The sequence below is a fragment of the Treponema medium genome, from assembly GCF_017161265.1.
GTDB lineage: Bacteria > Spirochaetota > Spirochaetia > Treponematales > Treponemataceae > Treponema > Treponema medium.
Window position 1 is genome coordinate 1,978,855 of record NZ_CP031393.1, and the last position, 21,289, is coordinate 2,000,143.

Consider the following 21,289-nt stretch of genomic DNA (forward strand, 5'->3'; position numbering starts at 1 on the left):
TTTTAGTAAATGGAAACCAAAACATTTTGACCTGCTTGGGCTGCTTCGTTATAAAAATCTTTAAGTCCGGCAAATGCACATTTAAGTTCATCTATAATTTCTTCTTTTTCATCTTCATAATCCCAGATATTCGGATACAGTTTATTTTCCTTACATTTTTGCATACTGAAGTTTTCCAAAAGAGAATCAATATTGGTTTCATTTAATTTTTTCACGATTAATCGTATGTTTTCCTTTTTTGTATATCCGATAAAATCTTCGCATTCTTCGAAAGAATTTACTCCGACAATTGCTTCACTGAGCGGGTTACCCTCTATCGGGCTCTCCTGCTGAAACACCGGTAAGTACAAAATGTAAAACGTCCCACATTTTATCCATGTCGAATAAAATACAGTCTTCGGCTTCTTGCAGTTCTTCCGTAAAATCCGCAATGTCTTTTTCGGTCATAAGTTTTTTTAAGTCCCTATCACTTATGAGTTGATAGTTTGCAATCATTCCCATATCAAATTCTCCTTAGCTGTTATCTAAATTATCATTCTTATGAATACTCTTGTCTTTTGTACTACGTTATTAAGATAATATCAATCGGGAAGATTAAGAAATGGAATACTTGGAGCTGGCACGAACAAAAATTACCCGCATAAATATCGGTAATGACCTAATTATATATGCATCATGTCTTGCACCATACTCAATAACACCTCTACAATATTACCGGTTTTAATTAGAATAATCACCAAACGCTCGTAAAATCTGAAAATTGAGATACATTTTTTAGAAATATATCGTCATAGTGAACTTTCGTATTTTTGATGCGTATAAATCCAAAACCTGTATCATCATGTGGATAAGCAATAAATCCTAATTCATCAAAAACAAAAAAACAATGCCCGTCAATTCCTTCATCCATCATCATTAATAAAGAGAACATAGATATAATATCATAATCCGTAGTTAGAATTTTTTTGAATCCTAAAGATAAACAATTATCATTATCGTAAATAGACGCACTAATTGTTTCTATATATCCAAAATCAATTAAATACTTTTCTATGTATTTTATGTAATTGTTTATGTTGCTGTTATTTAAATTATATTCTTTTACTTTGAAAATATTAGAAACTATAATTATATTATTTGTATGTTTTCTAAAAAAATGCATAAAATAATCGACTATTTTATTTGCGCGAAAAATAGTGAAAGGCTTATTTCTTTTGCAATATCCTTTCCAGCCTTTACTATCGGTATAAGAATTTAAATTTACCCATTCTTGAATATTAAAATTTGAGTTATCCATTATCGTGTTCATCTATCTACTTTCTATACCCCGCATCTACTTGTATCATCAAGATAGGCGAAACAATCATAAATCTTCCATCAGTTTTTGATAATACTTTTCTAATTGTTTTATATTCCGTGCTCTTTTTAAAGAATCGGCATCATTTTTATCCGTATAGGTCAGCCATTTATTATATAAGTCATATAAAATTTTCTGTCCGGTTTCGGTTAAATCGAGATTCGTATATAAGAGTTTTATAATTCGGCCTTCTCTGTCTACAGGATTTTCCTTTATCAGTTTTTTTTCATAGGAAAAATTAAGAAATGTAAGATTTTCTTCATATAGTTTATAAATGGTTTCGGGATAGCCTCTATAACTTTGAAATAAAAATCCTATATCAATGACAACTTCTTTTAGAAAATATAATTCATGATAGACATAATGTATGATTTTTTCAAAGTTCTCCTTATCTTCAAGATTTGTAACTTCAATAAATTGATAATACTTCCAATTAAATAAATTTACCGGTTTAAAACAAGGCAGTATATTCTCTGTTTTTTCAAAAGTTGGCGCATAAAGGACATAAAACTTTTCCTGATACAGCACACCGATTCGTTTCCCCGACACAAGTACAATATACTCTTCAAAAATAGCTTCCAGTGAAAAATTATTTATTCCTTTGCATTGTTTTTCCATATATTGAGCAAATTTTTTAGTGGTCATTTATTTTCTCTCTCCTAATCCGAACATAAGCCATATCCGGTTCTAATGTATCAAATTATACATGATTTTACGGTATTTTTCTATCCATCAAAATTCCTTTGCGCTCTTTGTATCTTTGCGGTTAAATTAAAAAAAACGCTCTTACAAAATTGAGGTAATTGTGGTATAATGTATGCGGAGATTAAAAAGTGCGTAAAAGTTTTGACGATTTAACGATTACCGACGATATCGCTAAACAATGTACATCCTTGTACATTGTTTAGCTACGAGTTTCCTTTCGAAAACTCGTTACTGTGTGGAACCACCGCCATCCATGGCGGTTCTGAAAAGCCTTTTGAAAATAGTGGTGTCGGATACAAGGCGCGAACAAAAATAAAGCGGAAACGTACTGGTTGTACGTTGAGCATTTATTTTTGTGCAGCAACGCAGTAGACGGCATGCATATTTTCAAAAGAGGGTTGATGTAAGCAGCCTTGAAAAGGGCGGGCATTATACTGATTTACCCAATTCATTCATCATCTTTTTTTGCCCCTTCGACTATCTAAACAAAGGATTACCGGTATACACCTTCAAAACGATATGCAGTGAAAATACTGCAATCGTATTACAAGACGGCGTAGCTAAGGTCATTATCAACAGCACTGCAGCAGACAAGACGCCTGACCCTGAACTAAAGGCTTTTTTGGAATACATGAACGGCATAACAAGCGACAGCCCCTTTATCCGCAAGATAGACCGGTATATCAAAGAACTAAAAGAAAATGAGGAGAGGAGGAAAGAATACATGTTAATACAAGCATTTGAAATGGATGCACGAAAGGACGGCATACAACAAGGTAAATCACTTGGTCTTGCTGAAGGTTCCCGTCTAAAAGCCCTTGAAACGGCACGGATTTTAAAACAGCTCGGCGATTCCGTAAAAAAGATCATGCAAGCGACCGGCCTAACTCAAGAAGAAGTCGAAAACATTTGAAACGCCTACGGCAATTTTTGAATCAGCCGTTTTAAAAATAGGCGGAGCAGATTCAAGGCGCAAGAAAAAAACACCCGCAGGCACGCTTGGAGCCACCGCCATCCTGGCGGAAATGATATGGTGAGAATTTTCAGAAGCGGCACGGATGCCGCTGGTTCTATCAGACGCGATGTTTCGGTAAAACCGAAACTCGTAGCCAAAACTATACACGGATGTATAGTTTTGGTGTAGCAACGCAGAAGATGCCTGTATATTTTTAAAAGAAACATTGAAATCCGCATAAAACCGTGCTATACTGTACACCAATGATAGAAAAACACACTGATAGTAGCAGCTACAACCATTCTCACCAAAAAAATGCGAAAAGAGAAGTAAAGCACTTGACACGCAGCAGTGTGCCTGACACAATTTTTAGCAACAAGCAACAAGCAACAAGCAACAAGCAACAAGCAACAAGCAACAAGCAACAAGCAACAAGCAACAAGCAACAAGCGGACAGAGCGGCATAAGCGCGTAATCTGCATAAATAAAACACCCGAACACACACAAATTTCCTCAACTAATAACACGCACAGAGCAGGAGCACTGTCTTTGTGCGTTTTTTACATTACACCGTTTAAGGAAACCGCAACGTCCGCAGAGAACGCAAAGGATTATAAAAGAATGTCTTACAAAGCCTCTCTTAAAACACCTTGCGTCCTTGGCGTGCTTAGCGGTTAAATTAAAAAATATAAGGAGGGTTATTCTATGAAACACAAGAAAAGAGGGGCGGCGCTCATCACAGCCGCAGTTTTAGCGCTCATTGCGCTCTTTGGAATGACCGCCTGCCCGAATGCAGCGGGCGGAAGCGGTTCGGGAAGCGGAGGCGGCGGAAAGCCCACACCAACACCTACGCCAAAGCCTAAGCATGCTATCGCTTTCAGCGTGGACAGCACTACGCCAAACGGTACGCTTAAAGCAAAGGCGGACGGCGTTGCGGAAACGGATGCGAGCCCCATAAGCGTACAAAAAGGCAAAACCGTAACTTTTACGGCAACACCTGATTCGGGCTTTCATGTAAAGGGCTGGACGCTTGACGGCAACCCTGTAAACGGCACAAACAGTTCCTATTCATTTACTGTAACCAAGGCAGCCGAGGTTAAGGTGAGCTTTGAAAGCGACAGCACGCCGCTTCCGCAGTACGCCGTGAATTTCAGTGTGGAAGGCGGAAACGGTACGCTTAAAGCAAAGGCGGACGGAGTTGCGGAAACGGCAACAAGCCCAATAAGCGTACAAAAAGGCAAAACGGTAATCTTTACGGCCTTTCCGGCTGCGGGCTACGAGGTAAAGGAGTGGCAGATATTCGGCACGGGAGCGGTGTTTGAGGCGGGTACCGGAACGCCTGCAAATAACACGGCGCAGGTAAACTTAAAAGAAGGCCTTACCGATCTTGTCGTAAAGGTGAGCTTTCAAGTGCAAACGCTTACTCCGAAGCACAAGGTAACGATGAGTGCCGGTGCAAACGGAAGCATAAGTGCCGAACCTGCCCTTCCTGCAGGCGGTATGGTAAATAAGGACACGACTATCGTCTTTACCGCCTCTCCTGATTCAGCAAGCTACACGGTGGACGCGTGGACGATTACGGGCGGGCAGCTCCTTGCAGGCGGACAGGCGGGAAGCAGTACGGCGATGGTAAAAATAACCGAGCCGGTAACGGTTGCCGTGAGCTTTAAGTTAAAGCCTCCTACCACATATACCGTCAGCTTCGGCGTTGCAGGCACTAACGGAAGCATAAGCGCAAAGTACAAGGCGGACGGGACAGCCTTTACTTCCGGCACTGCGGTCGTCGAAAACACCGTACTCGTCTTTACGGCGTCTCCTGTAACGGGCTACAAGGTGGAAAAATGGACGGAAAACGGCACGGCCGTACCGGGCAATACCTCAACCACCTACGAGCACACCGTAACACGCGGGGCGGATATACAGGTATCTTTTGTGCCTTCCGTAACCATTCCCGATAATTTTACGTTTTTAAACGGCGCAGAGTACAAGGTAGTCGACAAGGCGCAAAGGCATGTAATAATGACAAAGCGTGAAAACGATCCTGTCGGCACCGTTTATACCGTTGCCGTAACGGTTGAGCACGAGGGAATTACATACACCCTCACCGGTTTCAGTAGGGAATGTGTCAGTGAGTTTCGTAATTTGAGTTCATTAGAAGCTTTTGCTTTAAGCGGTGAAACTGCCTTTTTAAGCGTAGACGGCGGCGTTTTATTCGATAAGGCTAAAACAAAGCTGATCCGCTATCCGAAGGGTAAAACCGGCACGTCTTATACGGTGCCTGCTTCCGTTACGGTACTGGGAGACAGCTCTTTTGAGGGTAATGACACGCTTACTTCTATTGTTTTGCCGACAGGTCTTACAACGATAGAAGACGGGGCTTTGTACGGCTGCCATGAGTTAAAAACGGTCAATATTCCTTCGACGCTTACTTCCATAGGGAATGCCTTCCTCGGCTACAGCAAGGTGGAACATGTTAAGATTCCCGAAGGCATTACCTTCTTGGACTACATGTTCCTTTACGAATGCACAAAGCTTAAAACACTCGAACTGCCATCTACTCTTACTGAAACGGGAACTAATCTCTGTGTAAACTGCACGGCATTGCAAAGCGTTACCTGCCGTGCGGTAACTCCTCCCCCACTGAAATACGTGGCTTTTAAGAATGTGGTCTTAGCCGGCGTAACATTAAAGGTGCCCTCCGCCTCGGTCAGCGCGTACGAAAATGCCCCGATCTGGAAGGACTTTAAAAAGCCGTTTGTGGGGCTTTAGAAATTGGTAATGGATAATTTAATTACAAATTACACATTACAAATTAACAATTGAGTTACACATTACAAATTAAAAATTGAATCTACCGCTCTCAAGTTGGAGGAAACTTCGGCTTCGGGGGCGGTTTTTTTGTGTGCGGATTCTCCATACAAACTTCTGTTACAGCCGGCTCGTAAAAATAACCGCCTCTATACCGCTTCTATACAGATAGAAAATCCCGATTAAAAATGATATAATTATAAACAATATTTAATTGGTGAAGGGCTTTTACATGGCAAAAGAAATAAATGCTTTAAAGGAATTTTTAGACAGCGAAATCTATTCGGAGCTGATTCGGCTTACGGACCCGGCAAGTATTGAAGAAAAAATCAAGGATATTGAAATTTCCCGATTACATGATAGATTAAAACAACATCAATTTTTATTGGAAGGTTTTACTTGTAAATTATCTACCGAAAAAGAACTGGCCGAATGGTATTTGCATCTAATCAAAGAAAATAAAAGCGATATTGTTCTTTGGATAAAAGAATTTTGGAAGTACAGTAATGATACGTTGGATGAATATCCTGACGGCGAATTTGCTCCGGAAGAAGAACTTGATGAAGATGAAAAATCAAAACTTATTTCAGTCGGCAAATATACAAAGTCATGTTTAGCCATGTATATGCTGGAATTCGATATATTAAAAAATCATCCTGCAATTTTAGCAGATTATTATAAAAGGCTGCGTATTCCGGGTGCGGTCAAATATGCAAGAGAAATGAAAAAACTCTTTACCCGAATATTCGGGGAAAGTTAAGGTTTCTTCAAGATTTGCTAATCATTGCAAAAAGTTTTTATGGGAGGTATTAAATGGCACGATACGAACTTGGCGCAATTTACGAAATAGATGCAGACGAAAAATCCTATTATGCCCGCCTGCTAAACTATGATTTATACGGGGTGTTCGAACCGATTCAGAGCGAAATATTGGAAAAATACGGCGAAATATCCGAAGAAGCGTTCGAGAATACACCATACCGTCTGTATATTTCTACCGGCAGCTATGCAGTAAAGCGAGGCTTTTGGAAAAAGCTTTTTCCTTCGCCCGATAAAACGGATATTGAACGCTGGAGCCGTCCTCTGCATTTAGTTGTATTTACACCTTGGGACATTGAGGGAGCCCTCAACCGCCGGACTTCATTTGACAAATACGGCCATACTGAAATACTTGATGAAAAAACATATATTCAATGCCTTAAACAGGGCTTTATTTCAATCATTCAACCTATGTATGAAAAGATCCCTCAGTTCCTCAATAATTATTACGATAATTGGCCTACAAGTGAAATTTACAGCGACGTCCTAATCAGTACCGGCACTACAGAGCATCAACAAAAACAAATGAACAATTTAAAGAGACTGGGATTTGATGTTTCGAAGTAGCAAAACAGGAGAAATAAAATGCTTACATTGAAAGAATTAATTAAAAATCAAAAAAATTGTAATGAAAGCTTCTTTGCGGAAGTATCGGATAAACTATGGGGAATCGGAGAAATAGAAAAAATTAAAAATCAAACCGATGAGGATTTATTTCTTTTTCATATTGCCGTTAACATCATAGGAAATTGGAAGGGAGATGGTTGGTGGGAATTTATCTGTAATTATCCGCAGCTTATCCGTTATGTTCCCGACACATTGGCAGCATTAAAATTATCCGATATAAAAACAGCTTTTGAAAACGTGATAAAATGTTTCCCTGAAAATACGGTTTTTGAATATTCAAGTACCTATGTGGATACGGTCAATTTTCTTCAAAATGTCAGATTCAGAATAAGCGATACATATTTAAATTCGATTTCCGCAGATAAGAGAAAAGAAATGTCCGAGGCTTTGCATAAAAGCATTGACGACCTTGAATCCTTGACGGATAAACGCTGGGCTTATGATGCAAAAGATGACGGCTGGTCGGATGTAATTAATTTTATCGGAGAAAAGGAGTAACAGAGAAAATGATAATGCAGTATATCGGAGAATTAACAACATAAATAATAATTTGACAAAATGTGATAATGAAGATGATACTTATAAATTTAATGTACCGAAAAAAATACATGAATTATTTAAAGATTAAAAGAGAGGTGCTTAACACTTCGAGAAATAGGTAAACAAGGATTTAATTATGATAACAATCGGAAACATCGGAAGATTTGAATCGATACCGAAAATTTTAAACGATGTACTAAATGAAAATATTTCTGCATTGGAAGAACATCTATTAAACGGGTGGAAGCTTAACAAAGCAATAAGAGTCGGCAAATACACCGAACTCTCTCCTTTAGATTTTGCATTGATAATGGAAAAATTTCAATCTATAAAATGGCTGACGGAAAAAGGAGTAAACCTTAATGTAAAGGAGCAGCCAAGTTTTCTTCTAGCAGTGAGATATTGTAATGAAGAGGTAATAAGGTTTCTTGTTTCCCATGGTGCAAAGATAGATCTAGTAAACAACGTGGGTTCGGAAGCATTTTTAGAAGCATACTATGGTAAACGCTTTGACAATTTTCCGATTATACAAGAACTTGGGCATACCGCGGCTAAATACGGCGGACAACTCTTTCGTCACGCGGTTTCTGACCGTAATTATAAAACTCTGGAATTTCTAATTGAACATGGAGCAGATATTAATTACAATAAGTCCGACATGGTATATTCCAATCAACCGACTCCATTGTGTGTAGCTGCAAGATATGTTAATTTGGAAATGTGTAAATTTTTAGTGAAGCATGGCGCGGACGTTACGATTGCCGAAAAAGACGGAATGCGTCCATATAGCATAGCCTTGGAAAAAGGCGATGAGGAAATGGCAGAATATTTTAAATCATTAGAGCCTTCCGAATTTCATCAAACACAAAATAAATTAGATGAATTAAAACCGTATAAATTGCCAAAGAAAATAATTAAATTTTTAAATAGTGAAAACCTACACTTTGAGTTAGCGGATTCCGACTTTGGATATATTGAGTTCTTCAAACTGATTGATACTATTCCATTTAAATTCGGCCGACAAAAATTATTAAGACTTTCCCGTTCTCTCGGAGATTATAGTCATATTTATATTGTATGGAACCCGAAAACAAAAAAGATTGCAAGCTATGATATGGAACATGAAGAGCTCATCGATTTGGCAGCCTTTGATGATTTTATAGAAAATATGACAAAGTATATGAACCGGATTTTTGAATAATAACTGATAATGAGAAAAAAGCTTAATGAATATAAAACGCATAGACAGATATTTCTATAATATAGATGAGGAGACGATAGATTGGGAAGATTAATTTTTATTTTACTGCTTTCCGTTTCAGGACTTATTTTTTTAGCGGTTATCTTCGGAATGTATATTTATATGAAACGGACTGTTTCCGGTGGAAAATCATTGATGGAAGAAGCAGTAAACGAACAGACTGATACTACAAAAATGGAGCTCAGTGAGCTTTTAGTATATGCATCTTCGATACTTGGGGCGGTATTATTTGCCTTACAGGTGATAAAAAAGGGAGGCTCAGGATTTTCTAATTTGGCAACATATATTATTTTGCCTCCGGTTATGGCTCTCTTTAATGCACGGAAGCGTACCGGAAGAAGTATTTTTGTGTTTGTGGCTGTCGCAATATTTTCACTTTATATGTTTTTGGTATATATCATAATCAGCGTTCCGGTGAAGGCTCCGGTTTTTACGATTAACAACACAAAGATTAAGATGGCACATACAACTGTTGCCGATATAGTTGCAGACGGATTCGATATTTATGTAAAACAGGCTAATCCTTCCGGCAGAGATTATAAAAAACTGCTTTCTTGCGGTGCTTTTAAAAAATATCCCGTTGATCGGAGTATTCTCGTTGAAAAAGGATTCCGAAGAAATAATACTGCTATACCTTATGCTCATTATCTTCTTGTAAAAGACGGCTTTGTGATTGGGAGCATCGGTCTTTATGGTCATAAAAAGAAGGATACGGTATTAGAGGATTGTAAAATCATTCATTTAAAAATTGACGAATACTGTATCTCCGATGCAAGAGAAAATTCAATTCGTTATTGTCTTGATGATGTTGAGCTGCTCGTTCCATTGCAGCGAGAAACATTGCAAAAAACATTCGATAAAAAACTGTGGTTAGTACCGCCGAGAAATACGACAGACATAACTCAGCTGCACTACGGCATTAAATGGTCAACCGGAAGCGATCATCTCTTTTGGAATGAATACTTTGCTTATATTCATTTTAATGAAAGTAATGATATGACCGGCTTTGAGATTTCAACCGAAATAGTACGTGATTGGAATGAATGAGAGAGCTCAGTCGTTATAATAAACCATGTATTTTATAATCTATCTTCTATTTTATATTATAGCTTTAACACTGCGATAAGTTCTTCTCCATCCAATATCAAAATGAAGCATAATATATCCTTTATGACTTAAATTTATTCTGCAATATTAATTCCTTTCTTGATAAGTTTTTTCTTTGCTTTTTCGGAAATATAAATAACGGTGCCGTCAATAAGTTTTAAGTTTGGAAACTGTGCCAACTCTTCATCGGAAATAGATTTAATATCAAATAAGTTATCCTCGCCGTCCCATTGCGGAATAAGCTGCATATTAATTTCATTTCCGCCATCAAGAAACAGCTGTGTTACCTTTGGGGCCAATTCAGCAGGAATCTCCAATTGCTGAAACCAGCTTTTTACTTCAGGTATCATTTTATCGTAGTAATCATCGGGATCTATTTCTTTTTTTGCATAATCATTGCAAAAATCATATACATCAAATTTCGGTTTAAGCAGTTCTTGTTTGTACATCAGCTCTTGGATAACAGCAAGTTTAAAATTGAAGTTTGTAAATGTCAGTACTTCACCTTTTACCTTTGGCAGCGCCCATTTACCGCTCGACACCCTCGGCGGTTTATACCAAAAACTTATATCCCGTATAGGTTCAGGTTCGGCACATACCAAATCGGCTATCTCATCGGTTTTTGATTTTCTCAAACGTTCCTGAAAAGATAGTGCGCCCAGAACCGAGTTTAATTTGCTCGACAATGAGCAATTTATTTTCCAATTTTCCACTTTCATTTCTAAAAATATATAAGCTTCTCTCAATGTTTTTTGAGGTATAGCTTCCAAAATAGTTTTACCGTTTATCGTAAAAATGCCGGGAAACACCTGCTTGGGATTTACATCGAAAAACGAAAAATTTACTTTTTTCTCCCATTCCTTATCTTCACATATTCTTATGTCTAGTTCGCTGATACGTCCTTTGGAAACAAAACTCTTTATTCCTATATTATCCCAGATATATATTTCCTCTAAATCATCTTTACTTACTGTTCCATCAGGCGGCTTACGCAATACTTTTCTATATTCACCGAATTTCTCCGCAAGAATATCTATTGATAGGTTTTCAATAAACTCATCATTAATATACAAACCGTTTTTAGTTAAATTGATATGAAGTTTCTGTTGCGGCATAGCCGGCTGTTTATCCTGTTTATTTGATTCCAAGTTTTTTATAATACTCATTTTATAACTCCTTACCATATAATATTTCTTTAATAGCTCTTATGTCAATTTTATACCATGTTTTATTAACATACATAAGTGCATCCCATAATTGGATTTTTACTTCACTGTCATCACTATATCGTATTACTATTCTTAACTGCGGTGCAGTCATTTTAAACATCTTTCCGTCATTACGCTCATCATCATATTTTGCAGTATTTAAAATATCCGTTATTGCTTTTATATCATCATCCTTAATTGTTCGTAAGGCTGTATCCGTATTATCGGAAAATTGCATTGATACAATTTCATCAGGGCTTATAATACATTGTTTTGAAATAGTCATAAAGCCGTCCTTTCCCTCAACAGATAGTGCAAAAGTAATGAATATAAATATACAAAATGCAATTACTTGTTTCATTCTTTCCTTTATTCGTGCGGAGGGTTTAATACTCGCCGTCCTCGGCAACGCTCTGCGTCGGGGTTGTTGATTACAGCATGTTCACAATTTCAATCGTATTCTCAGATTGAAGCAGGCTGAACAGTTGTTTATAAGCACTTATGATTTTTTCTCTATTTTCTTTATCTGACAAACCTAAAATATAGCAATCGCTATTTGTGTCGATAAGATATAATACCTTGTCACTCATCGCAGCAAGCCTACGGAAAACTTCCGGCGGTTCAAATTCCGTATCTTTATCCAAGCGAAACATATTCGATTTTGTCTTTTTTGCTAATAGATTGTAACCGTATACAATATCTCCCACATCCGCCTTCCAATCGAACATTGCCAAATAGTTCAAATCTATAAAATTGTTTATCAAAGAAACACAAATATCTTCTTGCTCCAATGCTATGTGGTATATTTTCTTGGCTTTTTGCGGAGATATGCCGAGTAATTTGCAAAGCGATAAAAAAGTTTGTTCCGTATCGGCAGGTAAGCTTTTGTTCCGGCAAGCAAGTTTTTCTTTTTCCTCCCAAATACGTCTGTCTTCTTCTTCAAGTATTTTTACTTGCAGTTGTCCGTATTGTGTTAAAGCTGTTTTTATATTCTCAATGATTTTTTTATCAAAAACAGGGTTATTCTTTCCTATAAAATTGAACCACTCTTGTCCCTTCTTGCCTGTGATGTCATAATCATAAGAAACAATTTCACACCGATCTCCGATTCTCACAACGGCAAAGATTTCATCTTCACAATAATCAACCATACAGATACTTTCGGGTATAAATGCCCTATGGCCGCCATTTTCGTAAAAGCGATTGGTGTATTTTGAGCTTTTAAGTGAAATACAATCAAAAATATTTTGTTCTTTAATTTTACTCTTTATCATTTCTTGAGCCTGAGTCGAAAACTTTGCATTGTTTTCCAATATCTGCCGAAAGAGTTGTATATCAAATGCCGACCCGCCTATGAGTTTTTCGTCTTTGTAGTACACCCACGATACAGTTCGGCCGATATTTTTTCCGTTCATATTCCATTCCTTTTTTTTTATTTATGAATTCACATTGCATAATGCTATTTCTTTTAGTCCTCTATCGTAAAACGAGGTAAGGCATATTTCGCCTGAGATGTTTTCGAGTTTGTGTTTTGACATTCCTCTTGGAAAAGTAATATCGGAATATTCACGTGTGTTGAGTGAAAAAACTTTTTGCTTGCCTTTCCAATCATCGGTTTTAAAAAGAGGAGTCATTATCACATATTGAGAATCCGTAAAGTATCCGTTGATGCCGCCTTTTTTACCGTCTTTTTTTAAGTCATCTGATTCGATAATTTTTTTGATTACTTTCCCATCTTCGGAAATACTTGCAAGAGCATAATAATTCATTCCCCACTTATTAACCGATGTTTGGCTGTCGCCCGGAGTAAAGGCATAGATTTCTTTATCCGATATTTTAATGCTGTCTATTTTAGGTGCGTCGCCGCATCTGTCATCTTGATGTATAAATGCTTTTTTATCTATTGTAGAAAAGTATTTCCATTCGGCAGTTTTTGCTACCTCATCAAATTCCAAAAGCGCAAAATATCTTGCGTCCCCGCAATAAACTTCATTTTCAAAGCAAACGGGAATTGTCTTGCTGTCGGATATATTTTGAAAATACCTCTGTTCAGCCTCCTCCGACACAATGCTTCCTCTTAGCTGTGAATTATTTTTTATCGGAATTATTTCCGGTGAGGAATGAATGCCGGAGTAATACCGCACTTCTTTTGCCGAAATGATGAGTCCGAAACTTGCACCATATCGAAAAAGTACAGGATAATCTCTGCCTGATGTTTTCTCATATTCAATCGGAATCTTTTTTATGCCATCGACAGAAAGCACAAGGAGGTAAAATTTACCCCAATCGCTCTTCTTGCCCGTAGTCAGAATTATAGCAGTTCCATCCGGCAACAAAACAGAGCCATGCACAAACGAAAGCTCACTATCCAATTTCCATTTTTTCAATAAACTTAATTTTAGGTTATTCATATTTTTATCTTCCTTATTTGTTTCAATATACTTAATCCTTTCAACCGAGCTTCTTCATCAACTAATCCTCTTCCTTTCATATTCTATTGTATCATTTTTCCTTATCGTTTTTAAGAGGGGCGATGAAAATCTGACAGTGGAAAAAATACCTTAAAAAGGGTATAATGGTATCAAATATGTAATGAAATGAGAATTGTGCGTGGAATGTAGTTATAGAAATGTTGATTATCGATATTTAAAGAATGGCTTATCAATCGATAAGCCGGAACGTTATATAAAATAACAATTTAGGAGATAAAAGCTATGCAGCTAATCGATAAAATCAAAGAAATTGAAAAGTATATATGCAAGCATTTTGAAGAATGGGATTTGGATGATCCTGTCGAAGAAGAATATCTGAACGACTATCAGGAAATTTCGGGAGCTTCCGAAGAAGAGCTATCAGTATTTGAGAAGAAGTTCGGTATAACTTTGCTGGAAGACTTCAAAGAACTTTACCGATATAAAAATGGAAGTAAATACTTAAGTATTTTACCCTGTGTTATAGATGAAATAGAAATGCCGTTTAATCTGATGAGCTTACAGGCTGTAACAAGCACAAAAGAACATTTTCAAAACAGAGATGCGCTCTTAACGGAATTTACGGATTATTTTACAAACGAAGATATTGAAAATATGAAGGACAACAGGATTAAACCCTATCTCTTTAATAAAAAATGGATTCCCTTTGCCGAATACTGTGACAGCTGCTTTCTGATGTTGGATTTTGATCCGGATACAGCGGGAAAAGAAGGTCAGATTATCTGCTATATACATGATCCTGATAAAGTGGTTTATGCAGCGCCGAGTATTACGGAATTGGTTTCCAGTATATTTGAAGAGATTAATTGAGACAAGCTAACTTTATGATGTGAAAATAGTTGAAAGGAAAATGTCAAATGCTAAAGATCGGAGGAAATCATACGTTTGAAGATGACTGGAATGGAAGACAGAGCTGTCTGATGTATTTCAAAAAAGATGGTTCTGCATCATGGTCAGTAGATGTCGGATTTGCTAAAGGTAATTTTAGGGGCGAAACAATAGCACCTTCTATTTGCATAAATCGGATAGGTACAAACAAAAACTCAGCAGCAGAATTAATTGGAGAATCCTTTTCTGTAATGACGATAGAAGAAAGCGATGATAGAGAAGATTCATTTTACATTTATGAACACGAACCGATAGTTTCATACAAATTAAAAATTCTTGAAATAAGGAATAGCAAGGCTCATATCCAATGCAGCGGAATATTAATAGTGGATGGATATGCTGAACCCTATGAACAGGAAAAATTTGAAATCGATAGTTGGATACCTGTTATTCGTGCGGAGGATTTAATACCCCGACGCTCTGCGTCGTAACAAAGGGTATTAAAGCCGACTGCAACCACCTTATGAGAACAACATACCCCGACATTTGTGTCGGGGTATGTTGATTGAATCGGTTAAGGACTGGGAAAAATTCGTATTATAGGAAAAGTTAGGCGAGCGGAGGAACTATGAACGAGATTGAGAAATATAGAATATTGAGTGCAGGAAAGGCCTTTGGTCACCGTGCCAAAATTGCTTTGTTGTTGCTTGATAGCCGCACAGCCTATGAAGAACTTAAAGAGGAAGCGGCTCAAACTTCAGTTGCCGGAAGTTACGGTTGTGCCGGAGGTTTTCCATCCGAAATACTTGAAAGAATAATAACAGAATTGATATGCCGCGATACCCGCAACACCTGGTATTTGCCTGACAATGTAAAATTTTGGGACAGGCGTTTCGGCAGTCTGTTTGAGACCAAGTTTTTTTGCTATGATGATGATGTAGAAACGTGGAGTAAGATACTTTACAAATTCTTTGTAAAACTCAAGTGGATGCCGAAAAGAGAAGATTATACTTCAACAAAAAGCTATAATAACGTTTGGGGATATTTTGCAGAACTTTTAGCGGTTGTGAAACAAAATAATCATCCCGAATTTGATAAGTATTATGAAATTGCAATCAAAAACGGAATGAATGCAGTGATTTTGGAAAGAAAGTTAAAAGAACTGTCTGAAATAAAACAGTCCTTTATCGAGTTTAAAACAATTTGAACTAAAAAACGAATTTGATGAATGATGGATTAGTCGCATTTATAGTAGTGAACTGACTGTTATGTGAATATGGGAGAATAATTATGAATTACTATAATTGGAATGCAAAATGGGCAGGAAACTCTATTACAGAGTTAAAAGATTATACAGAAGAAGAAATTTTAAAGTTATATTGCTACGGATTATCTGAAGAAAAATATCCTTTAAAAAAAGACAGAGATAACATTTTAAAAAGCTGGATAGATTATTTTAACAATACAAAAACAAACATTAAAAAGCTTTTAGTAACAGGTATTGTAAATCAGAAGTTATTGGAAGCGATATGTAATCAAACGTCACTTGAAGAACTCGTTATATTTCAGGGCAATTTCTCGGACATACAGTGTATTACAAAATTAAAAAACTTAAAGGCTCTTTCAATATATGCTTCATCAAGAGTAAAAAGTTTGTATTCCATAGGCGAAATACAAAATTTAGAAGTGCTTATATTATCTAACTTCACCGGCATAACGGATTATTCGCCGTTGGGCAAATTAAAAAATCTTAAACAACTGGGAATTCATAGTTCTATGGGAAATATAATTAAAGTAGATTCTTTTGATTTTTTAAAAAGTTTGAAGAATATTAAAAATCTTCATACAACGGGATTTAGGCTATTGAATGGAGATTATTCGCCTGTTTTAGAACTTGAAAAATTAGAATCCCTATCTGTTAATATGCCTGCTTATGACTACAAAATATGGAATGATAGGTTTGCAGAAAAGTTTAAAGATATTCCATAAAATGACCATGTTCGTTAGTTTGTATTTATATAATTTTAAAACCGAGATGATAATGATTACCGAATGGATAGAAAGAATAAAGCGAAAACATAATTGTAAAGCACATTTTGGAAATGATAGTTTTCAAATGAAAGACTGTATCGTAGCTCCAGTCCACCTGATTCCGGAGGAGATTTATGATAATCAAGAGTTTGATTTCTATGTCAAAACAAAATATGATGTTTACCTGCTCCGTATTACAAATAATGAATCTAAGTGCGGGATTATTTATCCGGCAAAACTGAATGGTATTATATATATCGTAAGCAATTTACCTATTAGCAAAAACAATATAATTGAATCTATTCAAAAAACATTAAATCGATTAGAGGAATATGGCTTTCCAAATTTAAAGAACTCAAAATGCAAAATCGCATTTCAAATGGAGTAATAAATTGAGCACTTACACAATGAAAGAAAAAACTTTGGTTACTCTTAAAGATGAAATATCTTTTGAATATCCGTTTTCTGATGATATGCCTATGATTTACTTAGGCGAAATAGCTAATATGCCGGAACATGGGATTTTTATAGGTCAATCCGGAAAATGTTATTTTGGGTATCATATTTCAAATTTTAGAGAATTAAGCGAAGATGAGATATAAAATATTAAGACAGAAAATATTTGGAGAAGTTTACAATGAATAATCAGATGGATTTTGTACTGCCTACTTTATATGATAAATTTTTATTAGAAATAGGAGAGGATGGAGAATTTACAATAGAGGATACCGGTATCATTTTATATTCAAAGGCGGATTTGGTAGAAAGAAATACTACTTATCAGATAGAAGAATGGGAGCCGGATTTTTTTATGATTGGACAGGACGGTGACTTGGCTTTCTTTATAAAAAAAGATTATGATGATACTATTTATATGAATGATTTGGGAGCTTTGGGGTCGATTGAAATGAAGCGTGTAGCCTCAGATGTATATGAGTTTGTCAAACATTCAGGTGAGGGGATTGATTGGAGGACTTAATGGAATTAATTGAATACATGCGGCTAAGAAATAAAATGACACAAAAAGAATGGGAAGACTCTTTTGAGAAAAAGAAACGAGAGATTATTGTTCTAAGACACGAAGGCGGCGGAAGTTTGAGAAACGGTTTTTGGGACTGGGCTGCTTATTTCTTAGCTTATGTGGACTGTGAAACAGGTGAACTGCATAAAGAAGAAGGGCGTATAGTATTTCCTGTCACAGATAAAGAAAATTTGCCATATCAATTTGAAGACGAAACCATTTACAAATTAAAGGTGCGTGCAAAACTGCCAGAGGAAGTTCCAAACGGTGCTTTGCCAATAAAAAACCATTTTTTAGTTGTGGAAGTTCTTGAAAAAGATGTAGCGTGTCCGGAACTTGAAGAAATACTTGCAGAGTATAGAAAACCTGTAATTTTACAGGATGATATCTTGGGTGAGTTAACTTATGATAAGCCTCTTAAAAGTTTTGAGGGAAACATACTTTGGCTTGGTGGCAAGGTACATATTTCCTTATATGTAGATAAGGATAATAAATCAGGAATAACAAAGGCAAAAAAAGCTCTGAAAATACTGGTTTCAGAACAGGAAAAATGGGATGCAGACCTGCGTAGTTTTGCTGCCCAAAAGCTTACAAAACTTGCCTGTGAATGGGCAGAATCTGATGAAGAAGCTGCTGAAATTACAGCAGAAAGTTTTGCAAAAAGAATTAGTCTAAGTTTGATTTGGATGACATCGGGAGGTTCATTTTCTGCTTATTTTGATGATGATGACCTTTTCTTCGGGCATAGCATAACGGTTTGCGGCAGCCCTAAGAAGGGAGTTGTGTCGGCTGATATAGAGGGATGAAAGCAGATACAATATAAGGAGGACACAATGGAGTTTATAGTAGCTGAGGAAGGTGTTCCTCAAAGTATCGGTTGTGAAGGGGCAACGTTTGCATATTATGGGAGTGAAATAGAATTTCACTATGAAACAGTGCCGCCGCATGGGGATGATATTTTTTCTGCAAAATTACCGCTGTTAAATATTAAACTTCCATTTTGGATGTATGGAAGAAATCTGATATTTTTAAATGCGTATTATTTACTGGCGGAAACAGTAAAAAAAGGCACTTGGGATCCCATAACAAGCATGCTTATCAATATCCATACAGGAAAATATGCAAGTTTTGAACACTGGTACAACAACATATCAGTTAAGGAAAAAGAAGTTGAATTAAAAAATGATTATGATGGAAAATCTATGGTTTTAAAAGATGTTAATGGCCTTAAGCGGGTTTAGAAATGTAAAATATACAAGTGTCAAATACTTTTGATACTCACATAGTATAATGGAAACTTAATAATTTGGAATTATAACTAAGGAGAAGAATAATGGCAAAGAAAAGAATTACCTTACCTAAAAATTTTGATGAACTGATTACAGGAGGAGATATTGAAGCTCTTAAAGCTGTCTATGATAAATGTGAGCTTACCGCTCATAACGGTAGATACAGCCTCAATACGGCGCTTCATTATGGCGGTGTTCCTGATGAACTTGTTATCTGGCTTGTAGAACAGGGTTTAGATGTAAATACTCCTGATTATTATGGGCGTACGCCATTATATAAACATGCCACACTGGGGAGAGATACTGTAAAACTGCTATATGAATTAGGCGGAGATATACAAAAACCTGATCAATACGGAAGTACGCCCTTGCACACAGCAGCAGGGTTTTTCCGACCTAAGATAGTGAGTTTTTTGATTGAAAAAGGTGCAGATGTTAATGCAAAAAATGATATGGGGCGAACTCCGTTAGTCGAAGCCCTTGCTACTTGCAGAAATATTAATATTGTACAGGCGGCAGAAATTGCAGAAATGCTGATAAAGGCGGGTGCTGAGGTAGTGCCTGAAATGGTTGAAAGAGTCGAAATAATCGGTAAGGATTTTGAATTTCACAGAGAAAACTTTAATAAAGATTATCTTACTGAAACAGAAGCGGAGCTTGAAAAACTCTATGTACTATTTGATGTAAAGCCTGCTCCAAAACGTAAGATACATGACGGAGTTTCTCCTATTATTGTAAAGACAGGTTCTTGGAAGAAACAATACGATGAACTCTGGGATATGCTTATTCCTTCAAGCGGAGCTGCAAAAACAGTACAAGGCGAAGTCATCCGTATAACAGGCAGGGTGCAGGATGAGCTATACAGAAACGGCGGAGTAAACTGGGATAAAGATTATAGAAATATGCTTAATACCCTGCCAAATCATTTTGCTTCAGGCACGCCGCTTTCTGAGGAAGAACTGAAAGAGACCAAAGATCTTATTTCAAGCATACGTACAAACGGTGAGGATGAAGATGCTATAACAGAGCGTTTGCGTGAACTTTCGGTTCTCTGGGTATTGTTAAATCCTACTCCTATTCCTTTAGGAAAAACAAATTATAACAGATGATTGAGAATATAAACTTATAAAAATAGTTCTTTGAGGCGGCAAAAATAATGAAGCACAGTGCGAGATTATTTATCCGGCAAAAATGAATGGTATTATATCCGTTTTCTGATGACATGCCTATGGTTTACTTAGGCGAGATAGCTAATATGCCGGAACATGGAATTTTTATAGGTCAATCCGGAAAATGTTATTTTGGGTATCATATTTCAAATTTTAGAGAATTAAGCGAAGATGAGATATAAATAGGTAATGACGACATATTGACGTTGCACGAAATAATGAACATACTATTTAAGAATAGAGGGATATTCCCAATATAATCACAGCATCAGCAATAGAAGAAGGTAAGAAAATGGTTTGTGATGATACCGTAAAAGGACATTCAAATATGTATGATTTTTTGAAAGCATTGGAAAAATAAAATGGATATGAATCAATACTTGCAAGAGACTACAATGCTGGATTTTTCAAATCCGGACATTCAAAAATTAATAGAAGTAAAACATTGGAAGGAACAAAATAAATTTGACTGCCTTAAAGCTATTTATAACTTTGTAAGAGATGATATCGCATTCGGGTATAATACAGATGATGGTATCAGCGCATCTAAAGTTCTTAAGGACGGATACGGTCAATGCAATACAAAAGGAACACTCTTCATGGCTTTGTTGCGTGCCTGCGAAATTCCTTGTCGAGTTCATGGTTTTACCATAGACAAACAATTACAGAAAGGAGTAATGAGCGGATTTGTTTATAAAAATGCGCCGCAGAATATATTTCACAGTTGGGTTGAAGTGTATTTTGAGGATAAGTGGTATGAACTTGAAGCCTTTATACTGGATCAAAAGTATTTATCAAAACTGCAAAAACAATTTGCAAACTGCACCGGTTTTTTCTGCGGTTATGGTGTGGCGGTAAAAGATTTCCGGCATCCAATAATTGATTTTGACAGGAACAACACGTACATACAAAGCGAAGGAATTACTCAAGATTTTGGAGTATGGAATTCTCCTGATGAATTGTTGAAACATCATCATCAGGAAGTGTCAGGAATAAAAGCCTTTGCTTACAAACATTTAGGAAGGTATTTGATGAACTGCAATGTAAAGAAAATAAGGAATACCTGAATTAC

25 protein-coding genes and 1 pseudogene are annotated in these 21,289 nt (G+C 36.6%); 19 read left to right on the forward strand and 7 right to left on the reverse strand.

Features of this window, described 5'->3' with window-relative positions; translation table 11 throughout:
- Nucleotides 1–2: 2 nt before the first annotated feature.
- The 3 genes and pseudogenes from DWB79_RS08670 to DWB79_RS08680 form a co-directional block, all read right to left on the reverse strand.
- Nucleotides 3–501: pseudogene (locus tag DWB79_RS08670) on the reverse strand (YfbM family protein).
- A gap of 232 nt (nt 502–733) precedes the next feature.
- Nucleotides 734–1,309: a hypothetical protein gene (locus DWB79_RS08675; protein ID WP_016523662.1), complete on the reverse strand. Its 576-nt coding sequence runs from the start codon at nt 1,307–1,309 to the stop codon at nt 734–736.
- 54 nt (nt 1,310–1,363) lie between these two features.
- The gene (locus tag DWB79_RS08680) at nt 1,364–2,002 is read right to left on the reverse strand and encodes a hypothetical protein (protein WP_016523663.1); all 639 of its coding nucleotides are present in this window, start codon (nt 2,000–2,002) and stop codon (nt 1,364–1,366) included.
- Nucleotides 2,003–2,417: 415 nt separating this feature from the next.
- Here DWB79_RS08680 and DWB79_RS08685 point away from each other — a divergent pair, with 415 nt between their 5' ends.
- The 8 genes from DWB79_RS08685 to DWB79_RS08720 all read left to right on the forward strand — a co-directional run bounded on the left by DWB79_RS08685 (nt 2,418) and on the right by DWB79_RS08720 (nt 10,119).
- Nucleotides 2,418–2,975, forward strand: a complete 558-nt coding sequence (locus DWB79_RS08685) for an Rpn family recombination-promoting nuclease/putative transposase (protein ID WP_016523664.1) — start codon at nt 2,418–2,420, stop codon at nt 2,973–2,975.
- A gap of 305 nt (nt 2,976–3,280) precedes the next feature.
- Nucleotides 3,281–3,484, forward strand: coding sequence for a hypothetical protein (locus DWB79_RS08690; RefSeq protein WP_084762291.1), 204 nt, complete (start codon nt 3,281–3,283; stop codon nt 3,482–3,484).
- Between the two features lie 238 nt (nt 3,485–3,722).
- Nucleotides 3,723–5,786 (forward strand): InlB B-repeat-containing protein, encoded by a 2,064-nt coding sequence (locus DWB79_RS08695; protein ID WP_016523665.1) that lies wholly within the window; start codon nt 3,723–3,725, stop codon nt 5,784–5,786.
- Between the two features lie 271 nt (nt 5,787–6,057).
- Nucleotides 6,058–6,585, forward strand: a complete 528-nt coding sequence (locus tag DWB79_RS08700; protein WP_016523666.1) for a hypothetical protein — start codon at nt 6,058–6,060, stop codon at nt 6,583–6,585.
- Nucleotides 6,586–6,638: 53 nt separating this feature from the next.
- Nucleotides 6,639–7,211, forward strand: a complete 573-nt coding sequence (locus DWB79_RS08705; RefSeq protein WP_016523667.1) for a hypothetical protein — start codon at nt 6,639–6,641, stop codon at nt 7,209–7,211.
- A gap of 18 nt (nt 7,212–7,229) precedes the next feature.
- Entirely contained in the window at nt 7,230–7,769 is a 540-nt protein-coding gene (locus DWB79_RS08710) for a hypothetical protein (RefSeq protein ID WP_016523668.1), read from the forward strand.
- Between the two features lie 178 nt (nt 7,770–7,947).
- The gene (locus DWB79_RS08715; protein WP_016523669.1) at nt 7,948–9,012 is read left to right on the forward strand and encodes an ankyrin repeat domain-containing protein; all 1,065 of its coding nucleotides are present in this window, start codon (nt 7,948–7,950) and stop codon (nt 9,010–9,012) included.
- Between the two features lie 81 nt (nt 9,013–9,093).
- Complete coding sequence (locus DWB79_RS08720) at nt 9,094–10,119, forward strand: hypothetical protein (protein WP_016523670.1); 1,026 nt, start codon at nt 9,094–9,096, stop codon at nt 10,117–10,119.
- A 134-nt stretch (nt 10,120–10,253) separates the two neighbouring features.
- Here the strand turns inward: DWB79_RS08720 and DWB79_RS08725 are convergent, their stop codons facing one another.
- From DWB79_RS08725 to DWB79_RS08740, 4 genes are all read right to left on the reverse strand, one after another.
- Nucleotides 10,254–11,345: a DUF6892 domain-containing protein gene (locus tag DWB79_RS08725; protein ID WP_016523671.1), complete on the reverse strand. Its 1,092-nt coding sequence runs from the start codon at nt 11,343–11,345 to the stop codon at nt 10,254–10,256.
- 1 nt (nt 11,346) lies between these two features.
- On the reverse strand, nt 11,347–11,748 hold the full coding sequence (locus DWB79_RS08730) for a hypothetical protein (RefSeq protein ID WP_040859171.1): 402 nt from the start codon (nt 11,746–11,748) through the stop codon (nt 11,347–11,349).
- A 70-nt stretch (nt 11,749–11,818) separates the two neighbouring features.
- On the reverse strand, nt 11,819–12,802 hold the full coding sequence (locus DWB79_RS08735) for a DUF6630 family protein (protein WP_016523673.1): 984 nt from the start codon (nt 12,800–12,802) through the stop codon (nt 11,819–11,821).
- 21 nt (nt 12,803–12,823) lie between these two features.
- Nucleotides 12,824–13,798 (reverse strand): hypothetical protein, encoded by a 975-nt coding sequence (locus DWB79_RS08740; protein WP_016523674.1) that lies wholly within the window; start codon nt 13,796–13,798, stop codon nt 12,824–12,826.
- Between the two features lie 303 nt (nt 13,799–14,101).
- Between DWB79_RS08740 and DWB79_RS08745 the strand changes: the two genes are divergently transcribed.
- From DWB79_RS08745 to DWB79_RS08795, 11 genes are all read left to right on the forward strand, one after another.
- Nucleotides 14,102–14,689, forward strand: coding sequence for an SMI1/KNR4 family protein (locus tag DWB79_RS08745; protein WP_016523675.1), 588 nt, complete (start codon nt 14,102–14,104; stop codon nt 14,687–14,689).
- A gap of 47 nt (nt 14,690–14,736) precedes the next feature.
- Nucleotides 14,737–15,198 carry a hypothetical protein gene (locus tag DWB79_RS08750; RefSeq protein WP_016523676.1) on the forward strand — a complete coding sequence of 154 codons (462 nt, stop codon included), beginning with the start codon at nt 14,737–14,739 and terminating at the stop codon, nt 15,196–15,198.
- A 137-nt stretch (nt 15,199–15,335) separates the two neighbouring features.
- Nucleotides 15,336–15,914, forward strand: a complete 579-nt coding sequence (locus DWB79_RS08755) for a hypothetical protein (protein ID WP_016523677.1) — start codon at nt 15,336–15,338, stop codon at nt 15,912–15,914.
- Between the two features lie 83 nt (nt 15,915–15,997).
- Complete coding sequence (locus DWB79_RS08760; RefSeq protein WP_016523678.1) at nt 15,998–16,696, forward strand: leucine-rich repeat domain-containing protein; 699 nt, start codon at nt 15,998–16,000, stop codon at nt 16,694–16,696.
- A gap of 46 nt (nt 16,697–16,742) precedes the next feature.
- Entirely contained in the window at nt 16,743–17,126 is a 384-nt protein-coding gene (locus tag DWB79_RS08765) for a hypothetical protein (protein WP_084762317.1), read from the forward strand.
- Nucleotides 17,127–17,145: 19 nt separating this feature from the next.
- The gene (locus DWB79_RS08770; RefSeq protein WP_016523680.1) at nt 17,146–17,340 is read left to right on the forward strand and encodes a hypothetical protein; all 195 of its coding nucleotides are present in this window, start codon (nt 17,146–17,148) and stop codon (nt 17,338–17,340) included.
- Between the two features lie 47 nt (nt 17,341–17,387).
- Complete coding sequence (locus DWB79_RS08775) at nt 17,388–17,717, forward strand: hypothetical protein (RefSeq protein WP_252722478.1); 330 nt, start codon at nt 17,388–17,390, stop codon at nt 17,715–17,717.
- Nucleotides 17,717–18,565: a DUF2262 domain-containing protein gene (locus tag DWB79_RS08780; RefSeq protein ID WP_016523682.1), complete on the forward strand. Its 849-nt coding sequence runs from the start codon at nt 17,717–17,719 to the stop codon at nt 18,563–18,565. Before DWB79_RS08775 ends, DWB79_RS08780 begins: the two co-directional genes overlap by 1 nt.
- A gap of 27 nt (nt 18,566–18,592) precedes the next feature.
- Nucleotides 18,593–19,000, forward strand: a complete 408-nt coding sequence (locus tag DWB79_RS08785) for a hypothetical protein (RefSeq protein ID WP_016523683.1) — start codon at nt 18,593–18,595, stop codon at nt 18,998–19,000.
- Nucleotides 19,001–19,092: 92 nt separating this feature from the next.
- Entirely contained in the window at nt 19,093–20,157 is a 1,065-nt protein-coding gene (locus DWB79_RS08790; protein ID WP_016523684.1) for an ankyrin repeat domain-containing protein, read from the forward strand.
- Nucleotides 20,158–20,579: 422 nt separating this feature from the next.
- The gene (locus DWB79_RS08795; RefSeq protein WP_016523685.1) at nt 20,580–21,284 is read left to right on the forward strand and encodes a transglutaminase-like domain-containing protein; all 705 of its coding nucleotides are present in this window, start codon (nt 20,580–20,582) and stop codon (nt 21,282–21,284) included.
- Nucleotides 21,285–21,289 lie beyond the last annotated feature (5 nt).